Raw genomic sequence first — 14,240 nt, 5'->3', positions numbered from 1 at the left:
ACGGCGCGATGCGGGCGCCGAGGTCAACCGGCGGGGACACCACCCCAACTTCGCAAGACTCCAGGCGAGCTACCCGGAGGATCGACTTGCGCACGATTGATCCAGCGAAAAGCAGCAGTCAGCTCGTGCTGCGCCGCGCGGCTATGCAAGGCCGGCGCCGGCTCGCGCGCGGGTGCGTGCCGGACCGCATCCGCCTGCTACGGTTGCGATTGGGGATGCAACCAACCCGCATCGCCTTCCAGGTAATGCTCGTTCTTCCAGATCGGCACGCGCGCCTTGACCTCATCGATGATGTAGCGGCACGCATCGAATGCGGCGCCACGGTGCGCCGCACTGACGCCGACCCACACCGCCATGTCGCCGATACGCAGCTCGCCCACGCGGTGCACGCAATGCGCGTGCACGATGGCGTATCGCTGCATTGCTTCGTCCAGCACACGCTGCCCTTCGGCCTGTGCGAGCGCGGCATAGGCTTCGTAGCGCAAGCCGGCCACGCCGCGGCCTTCGTTGTGATTGCGCACCCAGCCTTCGAAGCTGGCGAACGCGCCGGCATGCGGATGTTCCACCCCCGCACGCAGCCGATCGATCGGCAACGGCACCTCGGAAAGCGCAAAGATCGCTGCAACCTGTTCGCTCACGCTCAACCTCCCGACACTGGCGGAATGAACACCACTTCGCTGCCATCGCGCAGCGCATCCTCCCAGCGCGCGAATGCGCCATCCACGGCCACACGCAACTGCGCAGGCGTCCAGCGCAGGCCATGCCGCGCATCGAGTTCCGCGTACAGGCTGCGCAGATCCTGCGCGCCGCTCTGCACGCGCTCGTCGGCAATTCCTGCGGCCTCGCGCAGGCTGGCGAAATACAGCACCGTCACCGTGGCGGTCATTGTGCCGCTCCGATGTCGCGCTTGCCGCCGCGCTTGGATACCAATTTGGTCGGACCAATGCTCATGCTGTGCGACAACGCCTTGCACATGTCATACACCGTCAGCGCCGCCACGCTGGCACCGGTAAGCGCCTCCATTTCCACGCCGGTACGATGCACGCAGCGCACCGTGCAACGGATATCCAGCAGCTGCTCGCCCGCCCAGTCGATCTCGAAACGGCAGGCATCGATCGGCAATGGATGGCAGAACGGAATCAATTCGTGCGTGCGCTTGACCGCCATGGTGCCGGCAATCACCGCCGTCTCCACGATGCCGCCCTTGGCACTACGCAAGCCGTTGGCGCGCAACTGTGCGGCCACGGCCGCCGGAAAGCGCACGCGGCTTTCCGCAGTGGCGCTACGGGCGGTAACCGCCTTGTCCGAGACATCCACCATGGTGGGGAGCCCGTCATCATCCAGATGGGTCAGGCGGGCGGAGCGGGAATTTGCAGGCATGGGAAGCGACGCGAAGACAGGCACTCAGGATGCGGCATTCTCGGTGAACAAGGTGCCTTGATGGAACAGCAGCTGCCATCCAGCAGCATTGCTGCGCCACAACGAGCTGCGCAAGGCCTGCCGCTCAACACCCTGACGGCGTTCCACCGACCGATAGCGCACCTGCGCAAGATCCGGTGCCAGCCGAGCGCATTCGAAGTCTTCTGCGCAGTACTCGGCAGCGACACCGGGGGCGCGCAGGGCCGCGATCACCTCGCTCCGCGTGTACCGGCGGCCCGACGTACCGAACTCGACAAAGGCCGGATCGAGCAGCGCTTCCAACACCTGCACATCGGCACGCTGCTGCGGATCGAGCAGACGCAGCTCCAGCGTGCGCAGCTGCACCAGCAGCGCGTCCTCGCTCATCCGCCGATCAAGAACATCTCGACCGGCTTGCCGCGCCGCGGCACCGAGGCGCGCACTTCGCTGTAGCGGTCGCCACGCACGCTCCAGCGCTGGCGCAGATGCGTCGCCAGCGCAGGCTCGCCGTTGGCCAGGGCCGGCTTGAGGTCGTGGCCCTGACTGGCGAACAGGCAGGTATACAGATGCCCGTCGGCCGAGACGCGCGCACGCTGGCAATCGCCGCAGAACGGCACGCTGACCGAACTGACGAAGCCCACTTCGCCAGCGCCATCCGCAAACGCGTGGCGCTGCGCCACTTCACCGGTGTAATTGGCGTCCAGCGCCACCAACGGCCAGCGCGCATGGATGCGTTCGTGCAATTGCGCCGAGGTCACCACCGCATCCGCCGTCCAGCCATTGCAACTGCCGACGTCCATGAATTCGATGAAGCGCAGCACGTGCCCGGTGCCGCGGAAGTGCTCCACCAACGGCAGCACCTGATCTTCGTTGACGCCACGCTGCACCACGCAGTTGATCTTCAGCCGCTGGAAACCGGCCTGCTCGGCGGCGGCAATGCCAGCCAGCACCTGCGCAATTTCGCCGCGATCGCCGCTCATGCGCCTGAACAACGCCGGTTCCAGCGCATCCATGCTGACGGTGATGCGGCGCAGCCCAGCCTGTCGCAGCGCGACGGCCTGGCGTCCAAGCAAGGTGCCGTTGGTGGTCAGCGCCAGATCTTCGATGCCCTCGATCGCGGTCAGCCGTGCGATCAGGCTCGGTAAGTCGCGCCGTAGCAGCGGCTCGCCGCCGGTCAGGCGCACCTTGGTCACCCCGACCGAAACGAAGGCACGCACCAGGGTTTCCAGCTGATCGAAACTCAACCGCTGCTGCGAGTCGAAGCCGTAATCGTCTGGCACGCGATCGGCCGGCATGCAGTACCCGCAGCGGAAATTGCAGGCCTCGATCACCGACAGGCGCAGATCGCGCAGCGGACGGCCGTAGCGGTCCTGCATCGGCGCCGTGGCAAGATCCGGCAGCAGCAAGGCGCCCATCAGGGCACCGTCGCTGCGGTCGGGTTCGCCAGCGCAAGGTATTGGCCGGGCACGGCGACGCGGTGGCCACGTGCACGCAGCACATCGCCGTCGGCGTCGCTGGCGTAGTGGTACAGCAGCATGCGGCTCAGCAGGTCCTGCGGGTATTCCCGCTCCAAATCGTCCACGCCAGTATGCGACGGGTTGCCGTGAACGCCGCAGTCATGCGCGATGAGTTCGCTGTCGTCCGCATAACGCTTCAGCATTTCGGGGATCGGCCGGGTATCGCCAGTCCAGACCAGCGCCCCCTTCAAACGCAACCCGTAAGCCGTCTCGGGCCAGTGGTGGCGGACCGGGAACACTTCCAGCCGCACGCCGTCGTGCCAGAACGCATCGCCGACCGGCACCAGCTGGAATGCGTCCCAGAAGTTCGCCCCGCCCTCGGCCAGCACATTCGGGTAATCGGCGATGCGCCGCTGCAGCAGCGGCACGACCGGCGCCGGCACGTACAGGCGCGTGCGCCCGCGGCGCTCGGAAAAATAACTGTCGACGAACACCCGTTCCAGGCCACCGACATGGTCCAGATGCACGTGGGTGATGAAGATTGCCTGTGGCAGCTGGCCATAGTGAGCCTGATAGGCGGTCAGCCCCTCGCTGCCGCAATCGATGGTCAGCCAGGGCGCACCGGCGCGCTCGAGCGTGGCCATCGGCGAGCCAAGGGCCACCGCCGACGCATTGCCGACTCCCTGCACCCGCAATCCCCAGTCCATCAGTAGCCCCGGCCCCAGGCCAGTTCGTAGGCGCGATGCAGGCGCGCATAGTCCTTGTCGACATCCTCGCGGCTGCGGTTGCCGCGCAGCTTCAACAGCGAGCGATGCAGCCGCTTGAGGTTGCGCTCGCGCCAGCGCGTGGCCGGAATGCGCAGCACGCCGCGGTCGAAATCGATCAGCCAGCCATGCCCGCCGGCATCGAACAGGATGTTGTGCGCGTTGAGATCGGCGTGATCCAGGCCAGCGCGATGGAAGCGTGCAATCAGCTGGCCGGTCGCCTCCCACGGCGCACCGCGACCGGCCACCTGGGCGTGGTCGGCCAATGAGCGCACGTTCTCCAGCCGCTCCATCAACAGCGCAGCGCGATAGCCCACGCCTTCGCGCAGATAGCAGGCGGCCAACGGACGCGGCACCGGCAACTTGCGTTTGATCAGTTCGCGCATCAGCCGGAACTCGGCAAAACTGCGCGTGCGCCCTGCCCCTTTCCACAGGTAGCGATCGCGGCTCACGCGTGCGGCCATGCCGCCGCGCAGGTACTGCCGCAACACGCTATGCCCGAATGGCGCATCCACGAACCACGCGCCGCCACGCCCGCCTGCGTCCACCGGCCGCGCCCTGTCGCCCCACGATTGCGGCGAAAACAGGCTGGCATCGGCTTGCCGCAGCCGTTCGCGGTCGAACAGAATGGCGCCATACCCGCGACCTTCGCGGTACGGCGCCAGCGCTTCGGTGGCATCGAAAGAAACCATCTATCGAGTCTAACAACACCATGGCTGTAACGCCCGCATCGCTGTGTTTGCTGCGCTTGTCCGCCCTGGGCGATGTCACGCACGTGGTGCCGCTGGTACGGACGTTGCAGGCCGGGTTTCCTGAAACCCAACTGCATTGGGTCATCGACAAGGCCGGGCTGAAATTGCTCGAGGGTCTGCCCGGCGTGCAATTCCACGCCTACGACAAACGCAGCGGGGTGGCCGGCATGCGCGCACTACGCCGGTCGCTGGCACCGCTGGGCCGCTTCGATGCCTTGCTGCAGATGCAGGTGGCCTTTCGGGCCAATGTGCTGTCGGCCTTCGTGCCGGCGCGGCGACGCATCGGCTACGACCGCAGCCGCTCCAAGGACCTGCACGGCCTGTTCGTCAACGAGCGCATCGCCGATCGCCCCGGCATCCACGTGCTCGACGCCATCGGCAGCTTTGCCGAGCCGCTGGGCCTGCGCCAGACCCAGGTGCGCTGGGACCTGCCGGTGCCCGACCAGGCGCATGCCTGGGCACGCGCGCAATGGGACGACGATGGCCGCCCTGTACTGATGATCTCGCCCTGCTCCAGCCACCCGCGTCGCAACTGGTATCCCGATCGCCTCGCCGCGCTGGCCGATCATGCCGCCGCGCAGGGCTGGCGGATCGTGCTGTGCGGCGGCCGCAGCGACCTGGAACGCAGCACTGCCGATGCCACCGTTGCGGCCGCACGCACGCCGGTGCTGGATCTGGTTGGCAAGGACACCCTTAAGCAACTGCCTGCCCTGCTCGCGCGCGCGGACCTGGTGGTCACGCCGGATTCCGGGCCGATGCATATCGCCAACGCCATGGGCACCAAGGTGCTCGGCCTGCATGCGGCCAGCAACCCGCGACGAAGCGGCCCGTACTCGGACGTGCGCTATTGCGTGGACCGCTACGACGCCGCCGCGCGCAAATTCCTGCACAAGCCAGCCGACCAGCTACGCTGGGGAACGAAGATCGAATTCGACGAGGTGATGTCGCTGATCACCGTGGACGATGCGATCGCCGCCTTCGAGCGTTATCGCGCCGACCACCCGCGCTGACGATCGGCGATCAATCGCCGCCGGACCGCCACACGGTTGGCGCAAAAGGCGACGCAGCCAGCACTTCAGCACCGGCTCTGAAGCTGCTCGGCGATCAGGCGCCGGGCAAGTTGCAGAGGCGCCCGCACCAATGGGCGTGAGATCGAGCGAAGACGCTTCCTGCAACAACTCGCGCTGTCAGACCACCTGCGCGATCAAACCGTCAACACGCTCAGGCGCCGGTAGCGCGATAGTCCTGATAGGACTTTTCTTCCACATACGAAGAACCCAGCGCCAGGTTGATCTCCTTCTTGATGCGCGCGCGCTCGTCGTTTTCGATATACACGCTGCGCGCCAGCTGCACGAAGGCGTCATCGAAGCTCTGCGCCTGCTCCTTGAGGCGGATGTCGTCCTCGATCACCCACAGTCGCTCATTGACGGCCTTGAGCTCGGCGCGCAGGCGCACGATGTCGTGGCCGGCGGCCGGATGCGCCATCCAGCTGGTTTCCAGCGCAGACAGCTCGTTGCGCACATTGGTCAACTTGGCTGCATCGCGCATGCGCTCGGACTTGATCTGCAGGATCGCGATCTTGTCGAGCAGTTCACCAAAAGACACGGGCACCAGGATCTCGGACATGACAGGCCTCCAACGGGGATCGGGCGGATTGTAGTCATCGCCGCGGCCGGCGACTGCCACACATAAACAAAAGCCCCCTTGCGGGGGCTGATGCGAATCTGGCGGAGAGTGGGGATTCACTCGGCACTTCGTGCCTTCGCCCTGCGGGCGGCTTCGCCGTGCAGACAGCTGCGCTGCCTGTCGAACCCGGGGATTCTCACCCCCCAATGCCGCCGGCGAAACTCACGCGGCACTGGCGCACCTACTCGCCTCAATCTGGCGGAGAGGGGGGGATTCGAACCCCCGAGGCGCTATAAACGCCTGCCTGATTTCGAGTCAGGTACATTCAACCGCTCTGCCACCTCTCCAGATGGTCCCCAGTGTCCTGGGGCCGTGCATCATACGGGCACATGGCCCGCGCCACAAGCGGCCCGAGCCGGCGCAGGCAGGGTCAGCGCGCGTCCAGGCGTGAACCGGTGCTGCGGCGCCCTTGCGTGGCGTGTTGCCGCTAACCGGCCGGGCCGCGATGATGGTGGCGCATCTTCTCCTTGGCGACCCGGCCCCATGCTCGAATTCGGACACCTCACCCATGTCGGCCTGCGCCGTGACCTCAACGAGGACACCTACTACGGCGACAGCGAGCTGGGATTGTGGCTGGTCGCCGATGGCATGGGGGGGCATGCCTGCGGGGAAGTGGCCAGCGCACTGGCCCGCGAGACCATCGTGCGCGAAGTCCGCGCCGGTACCCCGCTGGCGCAGGCGGTACGCATCGCCGACGAAGAGATCATCAAGACCTCGCGCCGCTGCAACGACACCTTGCCGATGGGCACCACCGTGGTCGCCGCGCGCGTACTCGGCCAGCGTTTCGAAGTGGCCTGGGTTGGCGACAGCCGCGCCTACCTGTGGCGCGATGGCCGGCTGGCGCAGCTGAGCCAGGACCACAGCTATGTGCAGGAGCTCATCGCCCAGGGCACGCTGACCAGCGAGCAGGCACGCGCGCACCCGCATCGCAACGTGGTGACCCAGGCACTCGGCGTGACCGACCCGGCACATCTGAATGTCGCCATCATGCAAGGCGAACTCAAATCCGGCATGCAGCTGTTGCTGTGCAGCGACGGCCTGACCGAAGAGGTGGACGATGCCGCCATCGCGGCCACGTTGTCGCAGGCCGATTGCAGCGCGCAGGAATGCGTGGAATGCCTGGTCGCCGCCGCACTGGATGGCGGCGGTTCGGACAACATCACCGCGATCCTGGTGCGCAGTTACTGACGTAGCCCGGCGCGCGAGCAAAGTACCTCAGGCCAGGCGCCTCACCCGGCGACCGCAATCTTCTCGACCGGCGGATCCCACAACGCACGCCCTGCCTTCTTGCGCAGCTGCGCCAAGCGCGCCTCGTGGGCCTGCAATTCGGAAGCGGTCACCGCAACGCGCGGACGCGGCAACAGCAGCGCCGGGTCGAACGCAATCACGCCGCTCGCCGCATCGGTCTGCTGACCGGCGTCGGCACTGGCAAACCCGATCTCCTCCTGGCCGGAGGTCAGCGCGATATACACATCGGCCAGGATCTGGGCATCGAGCAACGCGCCGTGCAGCTGGCGATGCGAGTTGTCCACGCCCAGACGCTTGCACAGGGCATCCAGGGAATTGCGCTGCCCCGGATAGCGCTCGCGCGCCATCATCAAGGTATCGACCACCGTGGCGCGCTCGACGATACGCCCGTAGTGATCGCCCAGCAGCGCCAGTTCGTTGTCCAGAAACCCCAGGTCGAACGCAGCGTTGTGGATGATCAGTTCCGCGCCGTCGATATAGGCGAGAAACTCATCCACCACCTCGCCGAACAGCGGTTTATCGGCAAGAAATTCCAGGGTCAGCCCGGTCACCTCCTGCGCGCCCGGCTCGAAGTCGCAGTCCGGCTTCAGGTAACGATGGAAATTGTTGCCGCTCGGGCGCCGCTCCAGCAGCTCCACCGCGCCGATTTCGACGACGCGGTTGCCCTTGCGCCATTCCAGGCCGGTGGTTTCGGTATCGAGAATGATCTGACGCATGTGTCCTCTTACGATGTCGCAAGACCATCGCGCTGGGCGATGGCCTGATTGCGGGCGAGCACGTCGACGCGCTCGTTGTCCGGGTCGCCATTGTGGCCTTTCACCCAACGCCAATCGATGCGATGGCGCTGCGTGGCCGCGTGCAACCGCTCCCACAACTCGCGATTTTTGACCGGATCGCCACCGGCGGTCTTCCAGTTGCGTCGCACCCACCCCGGCATCCATTCGGTGATGCCCTGGCGCACGTACTGCGAATCGGTATGCAACACGATCTGGCACGGCTCGGTCAGCGTTTCCAGCGCCATGATCGCCGCCATCAATTCCATGCGGTTGTTCGTCGATACCGCCTCGCCGCCGGCCAGCTCCTTTTCGCGGCCGTTGTAACGCAGCAAGGCCGCCCAGCCGCCCGGGCCGGGGTTGCCGAGGCAGGAGCCATCGGTATGCACTTCAATGGATTTCATCAGGTTCCAGAGTTGAACGTAAACAGGTCAGATCGTGGCCACCGGCTGTGGCCAGCGGGCAGGCAGGGCGATCGGCGTCGGCCCGATCGCCGCGGCAGCACGCTTTTCCACTTCCAGCAGATACACCGCGCGCCAGGGTGCCCGGCCGGGGTCGGTGGACTCGCCGCTGGGGCGCCAGATCGGCCCCAGGTAGCGCTCGGCCTGCACGCTGTGCAGACCGGCACGCTGGGCCAGGAGGCGCCAGCGATCCGGGCGCAACGCGACCGGCCCGCGCCGCGCCCAGCGGAAGCGGTAGGGGCTCATCGGATTGAGCGTGAACAGCCACAGACGGCCGCCGGGCATCAGCAGACGCTCGCATTCGGCCAGAAAGTCCGCTGCCCCGCCAACCACCGCATGTTGCGCCACGATCGCCTGCAGGCTCTCGGTCGGCAGCGGAAACGGTAGCGCGCAGCGTGCGTCGCCGGCAAAGCGGCCGGCACTGCGATGCAGGCGCAAACCGCGCCCTTGCAGCAACTCGCGCGCAGGCATGTCGGCGGTCGGCGTCAGCCACAACCACGGCTGCGACGGCCGTGTCTGTAGCGCTTCCAACGCCAGACGACGCTCCAGCTGAAGCAGGCCGCGCCCCGCGCCGGTTTCAAACCAGGATGAGACGCCAGCTTGACGTGAGAATGGCGGGGCAGGCATGGTCCCAATTCTATGCGACTGATCGCCCTGCCCGCATTCGACGACAACTACATCTGGGCGCTGATCGCTGCAGATGGCCGCGCCATCATTGTCGACCCCGGTCAGGCCGAGCCGGTCCTGGCTGCCGCGCAGCACCAGGGCCTGGTGCCGAGCGCCGTCCTGCTCACCCACCACCACGGCGATCACATCGGCGGCGTTGCCGAGCTCCAGCAGCGCTGGCCGAACCTGGCGTTGTTCGGCCCGGCCGACGAACGCATCCCGGCGGACGCGCGTCAGGTGGGCCAGGGCGAGCGCTTGCGCCTGCTCGATGTCGAGTTCCAAGTGCTCCAGGTGCCCGGCCACACCCGCAGCCACATCGCCTTCGTCGCTGACGGCTACCTGTTCAGCGGTGATACCCTGTTCAGCCTAGGCTGTGGGCGGATGTTCGAAGGTACCGCTCCCCAGATGTTCGACTCGTTGCAGCGCCTGGCCTCCCTGCCTGGCGAAACGCTTGTGTGTTGCGGCCACGAATACACCTTGGCCAACGCGGCCTTCGCGCTGCACGTCGATCCCACCAACGCTGCCTTGCAGCGCCGTCAACAGGAAGCCCAGGCCATGCGTCATGCAGCCCGTCCTACCCTGCCGATTTCGCTCAAGAGTGAACTGGCCACCAATCCGTTCTTACGCACCGGCCGCCCCGAGATCCGCGCTGCAGTAGCACCGCGCGCAGCCAGCGAGCTTTCCTCTGAAGTCGATGTTTTCGCCGAACTTCGGCGCTGGAAAGACGAATTTCGCGCATGAGGCGCCTGGTTTTGACAGTGCTGGCCGCCTGTTCGGCCATCGCACCGGCAGCCGCATCGTCCAACGACGCAAGCTCCGCCCCCGCCAGTAGCCAGGTCGCGCAAGCCAGCGCGCCAAGCCTCCGCAACGGGCGCGAGATTTTTTCGGCCTTCCTCGACGGTCGTGCCGACCCGGGCTGCGACAGCGCCCATAGCGATGCCCGCTGGGAACAGCATTTTTCGCGCGCCCCGGCACGTCTGGCAGACGATGCGCAGGATGTCCTGCCGTTATTCGGTTATGTCGTCGACGAGTTGCGCAAGGCCGACATGCCGACCGAATTTGCGCTGATCCCGTTCGTTGAAAGCGGCTATCGCCCCGGGGCCCGCAACGGCAGCGGCCCTGCCGGCCTGTGGCAGTTCATCGCGACCACCGCGCGCAACCACCAGGTGCCGGTCGGTGCGCAATATGACGGACGCCTGTCGGCAGTGGACTCCACCACTGCGGCGGTGCGCTATCTCAAAACCCTTTACGGCATGTTCGGCGGAGACTGGCGCCTGGCCCTGATGGCCTACAACGCCGGCGAGTACCGCGTGCTGCAGGCAATGCGCAGCGCCGGGATGAACGCGCAAAACGCACGCCCCTCCGAATTGCCGGGCATGTCCAAGGTCACCTACGACTATGTGGAGAAACTGCACGCACTTGCCTGCGTGCTGGATCACGCGCAACAGCAGGGCAACCTGCTGACGTCGCTGGATCGCCAGGTGCCCGTCCTCACCGAACATGCGTTGCCGGCAGGCACCAGCCTCAACGCCTGGGCCGGACAGCGCGCGATCGAGCCGCAACTGCTCGCGCGCCTGAATCCCGCCCTCGCTGGCGCACGCGCTGCGCCGCGCGGCGTGCACGTGCTTGCGCCGCTTGCGCCGCCGCAGCCCGGTGCAAATAGCGCCATGGTCGCCTCCGCCGAGGTGGGAACTGGCGCCGCCAGCAGCACCCCCGCACCGACCGCCGTTGCCTCTGCAGCCAGCAAAGCGTCGACCTCGCCAGCACGTACCCACACCGTGCGCAATGGCGAATCGGCCTGGGCGATCGCACGCCGCTATGGCATTACCGTGACGACGCTGCTCGCCACCAACGGCCTGGACAAAAGCGCCATTCTGAAGCCTGGCATGGTGCTGTCGTTCGACGACTCGCCCTAAAGTGACGCCAAGGTGCGACGCACCTTGGACGTTGTCGTTGGCACGGGCAGGCGGTAGGCGGTAGGCAGTAGGCAGTAGGCAGTAGGCAGTAGGCAGTAGGCAGTAGGCGGCATGATCACGCCGATCCTGAATTTCGCTCACCAACCCAGCCTTCTCGTCAGGCCGCTTCGGTCGCGAAAGATGGATCTTGAGCGTTGCCGGGGTGCAAAGGCACAGTTAGCGTCTGCTGCGCGTCGCGCCGGGGAATCGACTTGGCGCTGTACGTGCGAGCCGAGCTCCGGCAAAACTCGAAGCTTGCAGGCCTCCCTGCAATGCGCGCCACGACATTAGCGGTGCTCCCTGGTGAGTCAATCCCGCCTAGCCATTCAGCTGACCCGGCCACCGGAGATCATCAGCGGGACACCTGGCATGTCTGTCAGGAGCGATCCCCGCGCGCGCCGTCGCCCAATCGAGCGTCAGCGACGACTGCCAGATCGTCAGGCGACTAGCCGACAACCGGCGATTGGCGCCCAGGAATCGCAGCTCCCGGCAGCCATGCAGCGCGCAGACACCGCCGGCAAATCGACATGCGCCGCGGAAGATCGACGGCGACTGCGCGCCAGCCGGCCGGTGTTCTCCACGACAAACGCCCAAAGAAAAAGCCCGGTTGCCCGGGCTTTTCTCACCAATCGATTATCCAGCCTTACAGCTGGGCTTCTTCGATCTGGATCTTGTAGCGCTTGCGCATTTCCTTGACGTAAGCCTGCGCAGCGTTGTTTCCGTCGATCTGGCTCAACTGCTCGCGCAGCATCGTCTGCTGCTCGGCCGGCATCTGCTTCAGATCGCCCGGCGTCGCCTTGCTGATGACAAAGACAGCAAAGCGCCCGCCATCCAGCTCCACCTTGCCAACCGACGGCTTGCCTTCGGTCGGTCGCGGCGCGCTGAAGATCGCACGGTTCGCAGCCGGGGTCGGGATCGGCGCCGTCCGCGGTAGCCCCGGGATCGGCTGCACCTGCAGCTTCTCGCTGTCGGCCAGCGCCTGCAGCGTCTCACCCTTCTGCAAGCGTGCCAGCAAGGCATCGGCAGCAGCCGCGGCGGCCTTCTCGGCACGGTCCGCACGGATTGCCGCGGTCACCTTGTCGCGCACCTTGTCCAACGGCAAGGCCTGTTCGGCGGTGTGGTTGGTGACACGCAACACCACGCTATGGTTCGGCGCGATGGTGATGGGATCGCTCACCGTACCGTCCTGCACCAGCGTTTCTGAGAACGCCGCGCGCAGCACAGCCGGGTTGGCAGCAACACCGCTGGCATCACTGCGCGAGAACGGTCCCAAGGTCTGCACCGGCAAGCCGACCTGCTTGGCCGCCGGCTCCAGTGCGGTGGGGTTCTTGTAAACCTGGTCCACCAACTTGCCACTGACATCGGCAAAGGCCTTGTCTGCGTCAGCCTTGAGCTGCTCGGCAGCCAGTTGGTCGCGCACCTGCTCGAACGACTTGCCCTGGCCGCCCTTGACCTCACGCAGCTGGATCACGTGGTAGCCGAATTCGCTCTTGATCGGGCCGACCACCTCGCCAGCCTTCATCGAGAACAGCGCGTCCTCGAACGGCTTGACCATCGCGCCCTTCTCGACCCAGCCCAGGTCGCCGCCGGCATCCTTGGAGCCGGGGTCCTGCGAATTGGCTTTGGCCAGCGCAGCAAAGTCGGCACCCGGCTGCTTGGCCTCGGCAGCGAGCTTGGCGGCCTTTGCCTCGGCAGCCTTTTGCGCGGCTGCATCGGCGCCGGCGCTGATCAGGATGTGCGACGCAAGACGCTGCTCCGGCTCGACGAAACGTGCCTTCTCGTCTTCATAGCGCTTGCGCAGCGTGGCCTCGTCGGCCGCAGTGGCTGGCGGCATCGTGGCGGCGTTGAGCTCCACGTATTCGATCGTCACGGTTTCCGGCTGACGGAAATCCTGCGCGTGCCCGTCGTACCACTGCTTGATCTGCGTATCGCTCACCGGCGCGGTATCTGCGGCCGGTGGCGGCAGCATCGCCAGCTCCACATCGCGCGTTTCGCCCATCAGCTTGAGCAGGCGCTCGAACTCGGACTTGGTGGCAAAGCCGGACTCCGCCACCGCCTGCGGGATGACCGACTGCTGCAGGCTATCGCGCACCAGCGCATCGAACTGCGCTGGCGTGCGCGGCGGCGTGCCCTGCGCGAGTGCGGCGCGGTACTGGTCGGGACTGAACTTGCCATCGACCTGGAATGCGGGAATGTTGGCGATGTAATCGCGCACGGTCGCATCGCCGATGACGATTCCAGCGTCTTCCGCCCCCAGTCGCACCACCTGTTCGTCGACCAGTTGGTCGAGCACCTGCAGCTTGTTTTCGCGGGACTCGAAGGTGCGCGGATCGAATTTCTCGCCCTGACGCTGACGCTCCTGCATGCGCGCCTGCTCAAAGCGCGCGCGGAAATCCTGCGTGCTGATTTCATGGTGCTGCCACAGCAAAGAGACCGGCCACCACGACGGCGCCGATTTCCACCAGGTCGGCGGCGCCTGCACCTTGGCCACGTTATTGGCGCCAATGCCGCCGAGGTAGCTGTTGTCGATGACGAACAGGAACGGAATCATCAGCAACCCCAGGATGGCGGTAGCGATCCAGCCTGACGTCTTGTCGCGAAGTTTCTGCAGCATTGGCAAATCACGGCCTGTGGGCGAGCCGCGCAGTGTAACGCGCTTGACGCCAGGCACCCAGCCCAATGCCCGTGACGATGGCGTCGTGGCGCGTTCATCGGTCCAGGGTGGACGGCGCCAGCCGGGCCAGATACCCGAGCACCTTCAGACGCAGCAGAACGCGCCGCTGGCGGATGCGCTGCAGTACGCCGCACCGGCATGCCTGCATGGACCCACACCCATCGACCGACATCCAAAAAAAAAAGCCCCCGGCACAGGGCCGAGGGCTTCGTATAACTGGCGGAGCGGACGGGACTCGAACCCGCGACCTCCGGCGTGACAGGCCAGCATTCTAACCAGCTGAACTACCGCTCCGCTTTAAACTTGGACATCTGCACCCACTCCATTCGCATGACGAATTTCGTGGAGAAAACGAAGCCCCCAATTGCTCAGGGGCTTCGCGTGTAACTGGCGGAGCGGACGGGAC

The 14,240-nt window shown here is 66.0% G+C and carries 16 protein-coding genes and 2 tRNA genes; 4 read left to right on the top strand and 14 right to left on the bottom strand.

From position 1 onward, the window contains the following. Window positions 1-197 precede the first annotated feature (197 nt). From J7396_RS01590 to J7396_RS01560, 7 genes are read right to left on the bottom strand one after another with little or no spacing between them, the layout of a single operon-like run. The gene (locus J7396_RS01590) at window positions 198-644 is read right to left on the bottom strand and encodes a molybdenum cofactor biosynthesis protein MoaE (RefSeq protein WP_209260853.1); all 447 of its coding nucleotides are present in this window, start codon (window positions 642-644) and stop codon (window positions 198-200) included. Next, window positions 641-886 carry a molybdopterin converting factor subunit 1 gene (moaD, locus tag J7396_RS01585; protein ID WP_008571288.1) on the bottom strand — a complete coding sequence of 82 codons (246 nt, stop codon included), beginning with the start codon at window positions 884-886 and terminating at the stop codon, window positions 641-643. The genes J7396_RS01590 and moaD overlap by 4 nt, the downstream gene beginning before the upstream one ends. Then, on the bottom strand, window positions 883-1,380 hold the full coding sequence (moaC, locus tag J7396_RS01580) for a cyclic pyranopterin monophosphate synthase MoaC (protein WP_209260852.1): 498 nt from the start codon (window positions 1,378-1,380) through the stop codon (window positions 883-885). The genes moaD and moaC overlap by 4 nt, the downstream gene beginning before the upstream one ends. 24 nt (window positions 1,381-1,404) lie before the next feature. After that, the gene (locus J7396_RS01575) at window positions 1,405-1,785 is read right to left on the bottom strand and encodes a nuclear transport factor 2 family protein (RefSeq protein ID WP_209260851.1); all 381 of its coding nucleotides are present in this window, start codon (window positions 1,783-1,785) and stop codon (window positions 1,405-1,407) included. Then, on the bottom strand, window positions 1,782-2,813 hold the full coding sequence (gene moaA / locus J7396_RS01570; RefSeq protein WP_029818809.1) for a GTP 3',8-cyclase MoaA: 1,032 nt from the start codon (window positions 2,811-2,813) through the stop codon (window positions 1,782-1,784). Before moaA ends, J7396_RS01575 begins: the two co-directional genes overlap by 4 nt. After that, on the bottom strand, window positions 2,813-3,562 hold the full coding sequence (locus J7396_RS01565) for an MBL fold metallo-hydrolase (protein ID WP_029818808.1): 750 nt from the start codon (window positions 3,560-3,562) through the stop codon (window positions 2,813-2,815). Before J7396_RS01565 ends, moaA begins: the two co-directional genes overlap by 1 nt. Beyond that, on the bottom strand, window positions 3,562-4,311 hold the full coding sequence (locus J7396_RS01560) for a 3-deoxy-D-manno-octulosonic acid kinase (protein WP_011346602.1): 750 nt from the start codon (window positions 4,309-4,311) through the stop codon (window positions 3,562-3,564). Before J7396_RS01560 ends, J7396_RS01565 begins: the two co-directional genes overlap by 1 nt. Before the next feature lie 20 nt (window positions 4,312-4,331). Here J7396_RS01560 and J7396_RS01555 point away from each other — a divergent pair, with 20 nt between their 5' ends. Further along, window positions 4,332-5,381 (top strand): glycosyltransferase family 9 protein, encoded by a 1,050-nt coding sequence (locus tag J7396_RS01555; protein WP_031421417.1) that lies wholly within the window; start codon window positions 4,332-4,334, stop codon window positions 5,379-5,381. A 211-nt stretch (window positions 5,382-5,592) separates the two neighbouring features. Here J7396_RS01555 and J7396_RS01550 read toward each other — a convergent pair whose 3' ends face one another. Together J7396_RS01550 and J7396_RS01545 are read right to left on the bottom strand one after the other, a co-directional pair. Next, window positions 5,593-5,997: a DUF6165 family protein gene (locus J7396_RS01550; protein WP_014089517.1), complete on the bottom strand. Its 405-nt coding sequence runs from the start codon at window positions 5,995-5,997 to the stop codon at window positions 5,593-5,595. A 256-nt stretch (window positions 5,998-6,253) separates the two neighbouring features. Continuing rightward, window positions 6,254-6,344: transfer RNA gene (locus J7396_RS01545), tRNA-Ser, on the bottom strand. A gap of 196 nt (window positions 6,345-6,540) precedes the next feature. On the opposite strand from J7396_RS01545, the gene J7396_RS01540 reads away from it, so the two are divergent. After that, the gene (locus J7396_RS01540; RefSeq protein ID WP_003483822.1) at window positions 6,541-7,245 is read left to right on the top strand and encodes a PP2C family serine/threonine-protein phosphatase; all 705 of its coding nucleotides are present in this window, start codon (window positions 6,541-6,543) and stop codon (window positions 7,243-7,245) included. Window positions 7,246-7,286: 41 nt separating this feature from the next. Here J7396_RS01540 and dnaQ read toward each other — a convergent pair whose 3' ends face one another. The 3 genes from dnaQ to J7396_RS01525 are packed head-to-tail and all read right to left on the bottom strand — an operon-like array spanning window position 7,287 to window position 9,166. After that, complete coding sequence (gene dnaQ, locus J7396_RS01535; protein WP_209260850.1) at window positions 7,287-8,021, bottom strand: DNA polymerase III subunit epsilon; 735 nt, start codon at window positions 8,019-8,021, stop codon at window positions 7,287-7,289. Between the two features lie 8 nt (window positions 8,022-8,029). Further along, window positions 8,030-8,482 carry a ribonuclease HI gene (rnhA, locus tag J7396_RS01530; protein WP_008571574.1) on the bottom strand — a complete coding sequence of 151 codons (453 nt, stop codon included), beginning with the start codon at window positions 8,480-8,482 and terminating at the stop codon, window positions 8,030-8,032. Between the two features lie 27 nt (window positions 8,483-8,509). Continuing rightward, window positions 8,510-9,166 (bottom strand): hypothetical protein, encoded by a 657-nt coding sequence (locus J7396_RS01525; RefSeq protein WP_003483816.1) that lies wholly within the window; start codon window positions 9,164-9,166, stop codon window positions 8,510-8,512. A gap of 12 nt (window positions 9,167-9,178) precedes the next feature. Between J7396_RS01525 and gloB the strand changes: the two genes are divergently transcribed. Next, window positions 9,179-9,946, top strand: a complete 768-nt coding sequence (gene gloB / locus J7396_RS01520; RefSeq protein WP_029818805.1) for a hydroxyacylglutathione hydrolase — start codon at window positions 9,179-9,181, stop codon at window positions 9,944-9,946. After that, window positions 9,943-11,121 (top strand): lytic transglycosylase domain-containing protein, encoded by a 1,179-nt coding sequence (locus J7396_RS01515; RefSeq protein WP_209260849.1) that lies wholly within the window; start codon window positions 9,943-9,945, stop codon window positions 11,119-11,121. The genes gloB and J7396_RS01515 overlap by 4 nt, the downstream gene beginning before the upstream one ends. Window positions 11,122-11,803: 682 nt before the next feature. Here J7396_RS01515 and J7396_RS01510 read toward each other — a convergent pair. Both J7396_RS01510 and J7396_RS01505 read right to left on the bottom strand, forming a co-directional pair. Beyond that, entirely contained in the window at window positions 11,804-13,774 is a 1,971-nt protein-coding gene (locus tag J7396_RS01510; RefSeq protein ID WP_209260848.1) for a peptidyl-prolyl cis-trans isomerase, read from the bottom strand. A gap of 277 nt (window positions 13,775-14,051) precedes the next feature. Next, a tRNA-Asp gene (locus J7396_RS01505) sits at window positions 14,052-14,128 on the bottom strand. Window positions 14,129-14,240 lie beyond the last annotated feature (112 nt).

The organism is Xanthomonas sp. A1809, from assembly GCF_017746015.1.
Classification (GTDB): Bacteria; Pseudomonadota; Gammaproteobacteria; order Xanthomonadales; family Xanthomonadaceae; genus Xanthomonas; species Xanthomonas euvesicatoria.
This window is presented reverse-complemented; position numbering and strand designations above follow the sequence as displayed.

Bases quoted from the DNA above. Each gene is read 5' to 3' on its own strand.
- J7396_RS01555 (WP_031421417.1), top strand. From the start codon at position 4,332: ATGGCTGTAACGCCCGCATCGCTGTGTTTGCTGCGCTTGTCCGCCCTG.
- J7396_RS01540 (WP_003483822.1), top strand. From the start codon at position 6,541: ATGCTCGAATTCGGACACCTCACCCATGTCGGCCTGCGCCGTGACCTC.
- J7396_RS01565 (WP_029818808.1), bottom strand. From the start codon at position 3,562: ATGGACTGGGGATTGCGGGTGCAGGGAGTCGGCAATGCGTCGGCGGTG.
- moaA (WP_029818809.1), bottom strand. From the start codon at position 2,813: ATGGGCGCCTTGCTGCTGCCGGATCTTGCCACGGCGCCGATGCAGGAC.
- moaD (WP_008571288.1), bottom strand. From the start codon at position 886: ATGACCGCCACGGTGACGGTGCTGTATTTCGCCAGCCTGCGCGAGGCC.
- J7396_RS01550 (WP_014089517.1), bottom strand. From the start codon at position 5,997: ATGTCCGAGATCCTGGTGCCCGTGTCTTTTGGTGAACTGCTCGACAAG.
- dnaQ (WP_209260850.1), bottom strand. From the start codon at position 8,021: ATGCGTCAGATCATTCTCGATACCGAAACCACCGGCCTGGAATGGCGC.
- J7396_RS01575 (WP_209260851.1), bottom strand. From the start codon at position 1,785: ATGAGCGAGGACGCGCTGCTGGTGCAGCTGCGCACGCTGGAGCTGCGT.
- gloB (WP_029818805.1), top strand. From the start codon at position 9,179: ATGCGACTGATCGCCCTGCCCGCATTCGACGACAACTACATCTGGGCG.
- J7396_RS01515 (WP_209260849.1), top strand. From the start codon at position 9,943: ATGAGGCGCCTGGTTTTGACAGTGCTGGCCGCCTGTTCGGCCATCGCA.
- rnhA (WP_008571574.1), bottom strand. From the start codon at position 8,482: ATGAAATCCATTGAAGTGCATACCGATGGCTCCTGCCTCGGCAACCCC.
- J7396_RS01510 (WP_209260848.1), bottom strand. From the start codon at position 13,774: ATGCTGCAGAAACTTCGCGACAAGACGTCAGGCTGGATCGCTACCGCC.
- J7396_RS01560 (WP_011346602.1), bottom strand. From the start codon at position 4,311: ATGGTTTCTTTCGATGCCACCGAAGCGCTGGCGCCGTACCGCGAAGGT.
- J7396_RS01525 (WP_003483816.1), bottom strand. From the start codon at position 9,166: ATGCCTGCCCCGCCATTCTCACGTCAAGCTGGCGTCTCATCCTGGTTT.
- moaC (WP_209260852.1), bottom strand. From the start codon at position 1,380: ATGCCTGCAAATTCCCGCTCCGCCCGCCTGACCCATCTGGATGATGAC.